This is a genomic window from Streptomyces sp. ISL-1 (genome assembly GCF_018614585.1).
Lineage (GTDB): Bacteria > Actinomycetota > Actinomycetes > Streptomycetales > Streptomycetaceae > Streptomyces > Streptomyces maoxianensis.
Genome location: NZ_JAGGOI010000028.1, coordinates 1 through 8,487 on the forward strand (window position 1 = coordinate 1; position 8,487 = coordinate 8,487).

At 71.3% G+C, this 8,487-nt stretch carries 8 protein-coding genes and 2 pseudogenes; 3 read left to right on the forward strand and 7 right to left on the reverse strand.

The genetic code is table 11. From position 1 onward, the window contains the following. Positions 1 to 420: 420 nt before the first annotated feature. Both J7E87_RS19625 and J7E87_RS19630 read right to left on the reverse strand, forming a co-directional pair. On the reverse strand, positions 421 to 663 hold the full coding sequence (locus J7E87_RS19625) for an SHOCT domain-containing protein (protein WP_215095751.1): 243 nt from the start codon (positions 661 to 663) through the stop codon (positions 421 to 423). Between the two features lie 473 nt (positions 664 to 1,136). Then, the gene (locus J7E87_RS19630) at positions 1,137 to 1,544 is read right to left on the reverse strand and encodes a heavy metal-responsive transcriptional regulator (protein ID WP_251017703.1); all 408 of its coding nucleotides are present in this window, start codon (positions 1,542 to 1,544) and stop codon (positions 1,137 to 1,139) included. Between the two features lie 83 nt (positions 1,545 to 1,627). On the opposite strand from J7E87_RS19630, the gene J7E87_RS19635 reads away from it, so the two are divergent. Next, on the forward strand, positions 1,628 to 2,347 hold the full coding sequence (locus J7E87_RS19635) for a tRNA-dependent cyclodipeptide synthase (protein WP_215095754.1): 720 nt from the start codon (positions 1,628 to 1,630) through the stop codon (positions 2,345 to 2,347). Between the two features lie 26 nt (positions 2,348 to 2,373). After that, complete coding sequence (locus J7E87_RS19640) at positions 2,374 to 4,602, forward strand: cation-translocating P-type ATPase (protein WP_215095756.1); 2,229 nt, start codon at positions 2,374 to 2,376, stop codon at positions 4,600 to 4,602. A 206-nt stretch (positions 4,603 to 4,808) separates the two neighbouring features. Here the strand turns inward: J7E87_RS19640 and J7E87_RS19645 are convergent. The 5 genes and pseudogenes from J7E87_RS19645 to J7E87_RS19665 all read right to left on the reverse strand — a co-directional run. Then, positions 4,809 to 4,943, reverse strand: a pseudogene (locus tag J7E87_RS19645) (class I SAM-dependent methyltransferase); the annotation flags it as partial. Positions 4,944 to 5,022: 79 nt separating this feature from the next. Beyond that, complete coding sequence (locus J7E87_RS19650) at positions 5,023 to 5,289, reverse strand: cation transporter (RefSeq protein WP_308312977.1); 267 nt, start codon at positions 5,287 to 5,289, stop codon at positions 5,023 to 5,025. Positions 5,290 to 5,302: 13 nt separating this feature from the next. Next, entirely contained in the window at positions 5,303 to 6,466 is a 1,164-nt protein-coding gene (locus tag J7E87_RS19655; RefSeq protein ID WP_215095758.1) for a sulfite exporter TauE/SafE family protein, read from the reverse strand. Positions 6,467 to 6,577: 111 nt separating this feature from the next. Next, positions 6,578 to 6,763: a hypothetical protein gene (locus J7E87_RS19660; protein ID WP_215095760.1), complete on the reverse strand. Its 186-nt coding sequence runs from the start codon at positions 6,761 to 6,763 to the stop codon at positions 6,578 to 6,580. A gap of 727 nt (positions 6,764 to 7,490) precedes the next feature. Further along, complete coding sequence (locus J7E87_RS19665) at positions 7,491 to 8,060, reverse strand: SRPBCC family protein (protein WP_215095762.1); 570 nt, start codon at positions 8,058 to 8,060, stop codon at positions 7,491 to 7,493. Positions 8,061 to 8,295: 235 nt separating this feature from the next. Here J7E87_RS19665 and J7E87_RS19670 point away from each other — a divergent pair. Continuing rightward, positions 8,296 to 8,487, forward strand: a pseudogene (locus J7E87_RS19670) (hypothetical protein); the annotation flags it as partial.

The window sequence follows — 8,487 nt, forward strand, 5'->3', positions numbered from 1 at the left end:
CTACGCTACGAGGGGAAGGTCACTTACGTACAGGACGCCACGTGCTCGGTTCGCGGGCGCCGCTGTGTTCAGGGCTGGCCAACCGGGCAGTTCGTGTACGTCACGACCCCCACGTCGTGTCCTGCCGGCCAGGATCCACGTGGCCCGGCGGCGGCGTTCGGCAGCAGCTCTCTCGCCAGGCGGCAGGATGCCGCTGATGGAGCGGATCACTGCCGGCGAGCGGGATGGCGGCGATGTGGTCCTAGGTGTCATGAAGCGAGGTGCAAGGTCAGACGATGGCCGGGCCGCAGCGGTCGACGAGCACGGCGTCGCGTGCGTTGGCGTCGTTGCGGGGCCTGGAGGCGGTGGTGGCGAGCTGCGGGGGCACCTGCGGGGCGAGCCCGGCGTGTCGATTCGCCCGGGCGGCCGTGATGGGCGCGGTTACGGCTCCAGGTCGATCTTGCGTTGCAGGTATTCTTCACGCCCGATCTTGCCCGCGGCGTACTGTCGGCGCAGTTCCTCATAGGCGGGATCCGGTCGGCTGGGCAGCTCAGGACGGCTGGGCCTGCCGCTGAGTGAGCGCACGAGCCACACAGCGCCTGCGACCCCGAGGCCGAGGACGACCAAGGCGATGACCCACCAGAGGATCATCATCCACGGGCCCATCGTTCCGATGTCGCACATTGCTCTCAACTCCCATGGCTGGGGCGGCTGCTCAGGGGGCCCTTTCGTCAACGTAATACCCATGGCGGTTCGGAGCCGGGGTGGCTTTCGCCGTCGAGCCTGAGGCCAGGCTGCGCGGCCGTGTGCCAAGCACGCCGCAGGATCGGCGTGGAGTCGGCAAGCGCCCCGCCGCGTCTGGGGACGTCCCGGTGGTACGGGGAAGCCACCGGGACGGCGTGTCCGCAGGCAGCTTGCGCTCGCGGGGTGTCTACGCGGGCTTCTTGACCATGGTCTTGCCGCAGCAGCACGTCGGGCTCTGCTGGCCGGTGCAGGTTGGCGGGGCCGCCTTGGTCACGGTCAGCTCGCATCCGCAGGATGGGTCAGGGCAGCGGTACACCTCGCCCTTGCGGAACGGCATCTTTGGTCACCTCGCCTTCGTGTGTGTATCTCACGAGTGACGCTAGAACTCTGCCCCGGGGGGAAGGTCAAGGCGGTCAGCCGGTGCCGGTGGCTTCGATGATGTGGCAGACCACGGCGCTCTGGCCGCGGTCTGCGGCGTGGTCGGCGCGGTCGCGGGCGGTCTGGAGGGTTTCGCGCAGGGCTTGCAGGTCGGCGATGCGCTGGTCGACTTGGGCAAGGTGCTCATCGAGCAGGTCGATGACGAGGTCGCAGGGCTGCTGGCCATGGCGCTGGAGGTCGAGGATGCGCTTGATCTCTTTCAGGCTCAGGCCGAGGGCTTGGGCCTGGCGGATGAAGCGCAGGACGGGCAGCGTGGTGGCGGTGTAGGTGCGGTACCCGGCGGCGGTGCGCTCGGGCGGGTCGATGAGGCCGTCAGCCTCGTACAGGCGAATGGCCTTGGGGCTGAGCCCGGTCTGTTCGGCGACGCGGCCCACGGTCAGCATCGTCTTCACCTCCGGTCGGGATGTGCCTTCCCTTGCAGTGTCGACTTGACCTTGCCCTAAGGGCAAGCTTTTACGGTCCGGGCATGAGGACATCGGAATGGGGCGAGCCGCCCACGGCCATGGCGGTGACGCCGCTGAGCGGCGGGTGCGCAGTCGTGATCGACCGGGCCGAGCACGCGTGCTTCGGGATCAGCCCGTTCAACAGCTACTTCTCCGCCGAGCGGATCCGTGAGCTGGCCGCTTGGGGCCTTGGGCACTTCGCCGAGGTGCACTTCTTCGTCCCCGACGCACCGAGTGCCTTCACCTTCGAGGCGCTGGGGTGCCAGCCCGAGCGGGCGGCGTGGAAGGCACGGCGGCAGGGTCAGTACACCCGCAACAAGATCGTCACCGCGCTGGAGAGCCTCGGCGTGACCGGCGCGGAGGAGCGGGTGCTGGGCTGGGCCGAACTGGAGGGGAATGCGGCGTATGCCCGGCTGCATGCCCGAGGGCGCCGGCTGTATGAGGAGGACGAGGAGTTCCGGTCGGCCTGCCGGGACACCACGGCGTGGGTGCTGGCCGGCAAGGTGCCCGACGGGCAGGCGCTGGGTGAGGAGCAGGTGGAGCGGGCGGTGGAGTACTTCCTGGCCGAGCTGCCGATATTCGTCGACACCGCTGCCGTCGTCGGCGCCGAGAGCTCGGTCTTCTGCTACCACCAGCCGCCCGCGTTCCTGCGCCGCTTGTACGGGCGGGAGTTGAGCTGGCATCCCGCACCCGGGCAGGGCTTCGCGATCGTCGAGCCGGCCGGTCCGGCACGCTGGAACTGATCCTCATACAAGGAGACACAGACGTCATGACCACCACCCGTTCCCCGGAGTCCGTCCAGGAAGCCGGCCCCTCGGCCGTCGACCTGGAGATATCCGGGATGACCTGCGCCTCGTGCGTGGCCCGGATCGAGCGTCGGCTGAACAAGCTGCCCGGGGTGGCCGCGAGCGTGAACCTTGCCACGGCGAGCGCGCGCGTCACCTACGGCCCGCAGGTCACGCCGAGCGAGCTGGTCGCCGCGGTGGAGGCGGCGGGCTACGGAGCGAGCGTCGCCAGTGGCGCCGCTGGAGCCGCCGCGGAGGCAGGAGCCGCTGACGCCCGTGACGCCGAATCCGGGCGCATCGCCGACCTGCGGCGCCGCCTGATCATCTCCGCCGTCCTGGCGCTGCCCGTGGTCGCGGTCTCGATGATCTCGGCCTGGCAGTTTTCGGGCTGGCGGTGGATCGCGCTGGTGCTGGCGACTCCTGTGGCGCTGTGGGGAGCGTGGCCGTTCCACCGGGCCGCGGCCGTCAATCTGCGTCATGGCGCGGCGACGATGGACACGCTGGTCTCCCTCGGCGTGCTGGCCGCCTACCTGTGGAGCGCCGGGACTCTGGGCGTCGGCGGGAAGCACCTCTATCTGGAGGTCGCTGTCGTCCTGACGGTGTTCCTGCTGGCGGGCCGGTTCTTCGAGGCCCGCGCCAAGCGCCGCGCCGGGGAGGCGATCAGGGCGCTGATGGACCTGGGGGCCAAGGACGTCGCGGTGCTGCGCGACGGCGCCGAGGTGCGCATCCCGGTGGAGCAGCTGGTGGTCGGGGACGCGTTCGTGGTGCGTCCCGGCGAGAAGATCGCCACCGACGGCGAGGTCGTCGAGGGCTCCTCGGCTGTGGACGAGTCGCTGCTGACCGGCGAGAGCGTGCCCGTGGAGGTCGCTCCTGGCTCGGCGGTCACCGGTGCGACGCTCAACAGCCACGGTCGGCTCGTCGTACGCGCCACCCGCATCGGTGCGGACACCAAGCTCGCGCAGATCGCCCGCCTGGTGGAGCAGGCCCAGACCGGCAAGGCCGCCGTGCAGCGGCTGGCCGACCGCATCTCGTCGGTGTTCGTCCCCATCGTCATCGCGCTGGCCGCAGGCACGTTCGCGGTGTGGCTGCTGACGGGCGCGGATGCTGCAGCGGCGCTGACCGCCGCGATCGCCGTGGTCATCATCGCCTGCCCGTGCGCGCTCGGCCTTGCCACCCCGACCGCGCTGATGGTGGGCACCGGGCGCGGCGCCCAGCTCGGCCTGCTGATCCGCGGGCCGGAGGTACTGGAATCCACCCGCCGCATCGACACGATCGTGCTCGACAAGACCGGCACCGTCACCGAGGGGCGGATGAGCCTGGCCGAGGTCGTCACCGCCGACGGTGAGGATCCGGATGCCGTGCTGCGCCTGGCCGGGGCATTGGAGGACGCCAGCGAACACCCCATCGCTGCCGCGATCGCCGCCGCCGCGCGCGACCGGCTCGGCTCGTTGCCTGCCGTGGAGGACTTCGCCAACGCACAGGGGCGCGGCGTCACCGGCCGCGTCGACGGGCTCACCGTGCTGGCCGGGCGCGAGTCGTGGCTGCGCGATCAGTGGTCGCTGACCCTCCCGGACACCCTCGCCGCGGCACGGGACGCAGCCGAGGCGACCGGGCGCACCGTGGTCTTCGCCGCATGGGAGGGCCGCGTACGGGCCGCGCTCGATGTGGCCGACACGGTGAAGCCGACGAGCGCGCTGGCGGTCGCCGAGCTCAAACAGCTGGGGCTCACTCCGGTTCTGCTCACCGGTGACAACGCCGCTGCCGCCCGCGCGGTGGCCGCCGAGGTCGGCATCGCGGAGGTCATCGCCGAAGTGCACCCGGAGGACAAGGTCGCCGAGATCAAGCGCCTGCAGCAGGCCGGCCGGGCGGTGGCCATGGTCGGTGACGGTGTGAACGACGCCGCCGCTCTCGCGCAGGCCGATCTCGGCCTGGCCATGGGGACGGGCACCGACGCGGCGATCGCCGCCTCCGATCTCACCTTGGTGAGCGGGGACCTGCGGGCCGCGGGCGATGCCATACGGCTGGCCCGCAGGACTCTGCGGACCATCAGGGCCAACCTGTTCTGGGCCTTCGCCTACAACGTCGCCGCGCTGCCCTTGGCCGCTCTGGGCATGCTCAACCCGATGATCGCCGGAGGCGCCATGGCGTTCTCCTCGGTCTTCGTGGTCTCCAACAGCCTGCGGCTGCGGCGCTTCCAGCCGCTGAACCGCTGACGGCTGACCGACGACCACGGCCCGATTCCTCCAGCGCCCGATTTCTGTGATCGGGCGGAGGAACCGGGCCGACTTGTCACCTGTGCGGCCGACAGCGGTCGATGAGGCCGGGCCCCAGTGGTGAAGCGTCCGGCGCGCAGCGGGGACAGGGCGCCAAGCCCATGGATCGCGCGGACGGGCCAGAGAGAGCTGGGGACGTGGTCCAGGAGAAGGAGGTGGCCGCCGGGCTTGAGCACGCGGCTCATCTCGGTGATGGCGCGCTGGTCGTCGGGGATCGCGCACACGACGGTGTCGAAGGAGGCGTCGGGGAACGGGCGGGCCTGGGCGTCGCCTTCTCGCAGGTGCGCACCTCACGGTTCGCCCGCTGGGCCCGGCCGGAAACCGTTCCGGCCGGGCGTCGTGGCGCGGCGCTTGGGCCGGTCAGTCGGCGAGCCGGGCCTTGTAGTCCCCCGCCTGCTCCACCGCCGCGACCAGTGCGGCGGTGTCGACGTCGGCGCCGTCGTCGAGACGGACCGTGGTGCGTCCGGCCTTCACATCCGTGCTGGATGAGCGCACGCCGGGGAGGTCCTCCAGCTCGTCGTCGATGAGCAGGCCGCAGCTGGTGCAGTGCATGCCTTCGACGAGCAAGGCCACATGTGTGCCGGCTTCGGTCTCGGTCTTCGTCTTCTTGCGGGTGAACAGGCTCACTGTCGGGGTCCTTCTACTGGAAGTCGATGGTGCCGGTCTGCATGCCCATGGCGCAGGAGAAGCGGAGGGTTCCCGCCTTGCGGGTGCCCAGGTCGACCTTGGTATCGCCGTTGCGCTTGACGATCTGCTGGACGCCGAGTTCGGGGATGGTGAACGCGCGGGCGCAGCCGCCGGAGTCCTTGCCGCGCAGCACCAGCGTGGTGGGTACGTCCGCCTTGGCCGTGAACTGGGTGGTCTCGTAGAAGTCGGTCACCGAGAGGGTCACGATCTGCTGCCCGGAGGCGTCCATGCGGACCGGGGTGTCAACCGCCGTGGTCCTCCCACCCTCGGAGTCTTCGTCGGGACTGCTCTGCTCGCCGCCCTCGACGATGAACGGTCCAGTGGCGGCGGGCTTGTTGTCCGGGGCGTCGAAGGACATCCACCCTCCGGCCTGCAACGCGGAGGCCATCGTCCAGACGGCGACCGCCAGCACCACCACACCGGTGAGGGAGGCGAGCTGGCCGGAGAGCGCCCGGCTGGTACGGCGGAAGACATAGCCCAGCGCCGCGAACAGCGGCGCGGTACCGAGCACGAATCCGAACATGACCGCGGCCCCGGCGACCGGCGACCCGGACGTGATCGCGAGCAGCTCCACGGACAGCGTCACCCCGCACGGCACCAGCACCGTGGCGAAGCCGATCAGTGCGGGAGTGGCGACCGAGTCGGTCCTGGCGCTGCGCCGCAGCAGCCGGCCGAACGAGGCGGGAGGCCGCGGCACCAGCCGCCCCACCGCCTTGACCCCGAACAGATCCAGCGCGAACAGCACCATCAGCAGCCCGGCGGCAACCAGCATCCCCGCCTGAACACGGGGGCTGGGCTGCAGCGCGGCGCCGAAGATCCCCAGCAGCGCCCCGAGGAGCGTGTGGGAGAGCAGCTTTCCGGCCAGGAACGCGCCCACCGGTGCCAGATGCCCGGCGGATGGCTCCGTTGCCTGGTGCGCTGCGACTGGCTCGGCCGTGGCCGTGCGGCCCGCGGACTTCGGCCGCTTCGCGGGGGACGCGGCGGATGGGAGGGGGGCGGGGGACCGGCGGGTGACCGCGCCGGCGAGCAGCCCCCCTTGTACGGCGGCGCAGGAGGCACCACCGGCGAGAAGACCGGTGCTGACACCGGTGATGAGCAATGCGACGGACGACGGCATGCGTCGTTACTCCTGTTCTGCGACAAACGGCACGCGAGTTCCGGGCGTGCCGGGGCGGACGTGGAGACAGCACGGCGACCCGCGAGGCGGAGCCTCACGGGCAGGGAGCTGTCACGTCCGCGATACGCACAACCGGTGCAGATCCGGAGGAGGGAGCGCCGGCGGCGGCGCGTTGGACTGCGGCACCAGGGCAGCAGCCAGGCATGCCGTCGACGGCGGCACATTGCCGAGCTTCGGGGCCGTCGGACTGTCCTGGGCGATCGTGGCCTTCGGTGATACGCACTGCTGCTGGGTCATCGGGCAGTGCGGGCCGGTATGCGAAGTCCCGGTCGCTCTCACCGCTTGCCCGGAGGCTCCCAAGGACGTCTGCCCAGGCACCGTGCTCTCAGCGCCCGCCGGTGCAGACACGGTCCGCATCGAGATGGGCATCGACATCGGCATGGCCGCTGCGGGGCGAGCCAGACCAGACAGACAGAGCGTCAGCGCACACACAAGCAGCGCCCCGGACCATGTCCGAAGCGCCGGCGGCACGCGTCGCGTCATGCGCGCCATGCTAAGGCACGGTGGGTTGCCGCTCTGGTGGCCCGGGCGGCGGTGCGCACGTCGCATCCACCCGTCCGGCCCGCCTCGGGTCGCTGATCAGCAGGCGGCGTCGGCGCTGCGCATGCGCCGCCCCTCACCGCAGGCGCGGGGCTCTGGCACGACGCCCCCTGCGGCGCTTTGCCTCTGACAGCCCGGCAGCCTCCTCCTTCGTCTCCCGGGTCCACACTGCGCGCGGCAGCCGGACCGTGGAAACCCCTGCATCCAGGCTGGGCCGACATGGCAGGGGCCGGCCGGTGATCACGGCCTTGACCTTGCCCCAGGGGGAAGGTTTTAGCGTCGCATAATCAGGCATATGGGGCCCGCTCCCGTCGGCTCCCCCCACCGTTGCCTGATCCAGACGCACAACCTGAAGGACTTGTGATGGACCAGCTGCTGTACCTCCTTCCCGCGCTCGCGTGCCCCCTCGGCACGGGCAAGCTGTTTACGGCAGGGCCGCGCGCCGCTCGGCCTCCTGGCGGACTGCGGCCAGGGACGCGGCGACGGTCGCCTCCCACCGTGGGGCGACCAGGCCGCCCCACCACTGCCCGGCCCGCCACAGGTCCGTGGCGAGCTCTCCCTCGTACACCAGCCGCGTCCCGGAGCCGTGCTCGGTGAGGGCGAACAACTCGGTGACCGCGGGCACCGGCCCGCGCACCAGGCGGAAATCGACCCGCTCCGGGCGGGTGAACTTGACCGTCTCCACGGTCGTCGCCGTCAGCCGTCCCCCGGCGACCGGGGTGTGATGGGCGGCGAGCACCATGTCCGAGCCGCGTTCCAGCACCTGCACCTTCTCCCGCATCGCTCGCGTGGCCCGGCCCACATACGGCTGGGTGATGAGGTCGAAGACCACCTCGCGCGGTGCCGCGATGTCGACGGTCTGCGGCCCCAGCGGTCGTGTGCGCCGCCCGATCCCCACATCCAGGGGCAGTGCCCCGGTCACCAGCCCGAGATACCCGACCGCCGCGCTCCCACCCGCTACGGTCACAGCTGCCAGAGCGCCGATCCACACCATCGCCCGTCCTCTCCTCGCGTCCGCCCTTCTTCTCACCGACGCTAGGCCGTGCACCCCCGGCGATCAGTGAGCGCGCTCACCGTCCTCCCGGCGCGTCGGCCCGTAACGTGAACGCCACCACCTGGTGGAGAACGGAGGAGCGTGGAGCCGGTATTCGACATGGCCGACAGCCGTGCCGCCACCAACGTGCTGCTGGCCGAACTGCGCGGTTGGGACCCTCGCCCCGGCGGCCGTCGTGCGCTTCCTCGGGCATGCTGCCCGCCGGTCGCTGCGCCAGGCCGCCCGGCGCCCGCGGGCCCTGGCCGAGCTCACCGCCCTGCACGGCGCCCTGTACGCGCTGGCCGCCGGCAGACGGCCCGGACGGCGTTGGGTGACCGCCAGCTGGGCGTTGGCCGTCCTGCACCTGGTGCTCCAGCAGCCAGGGCTG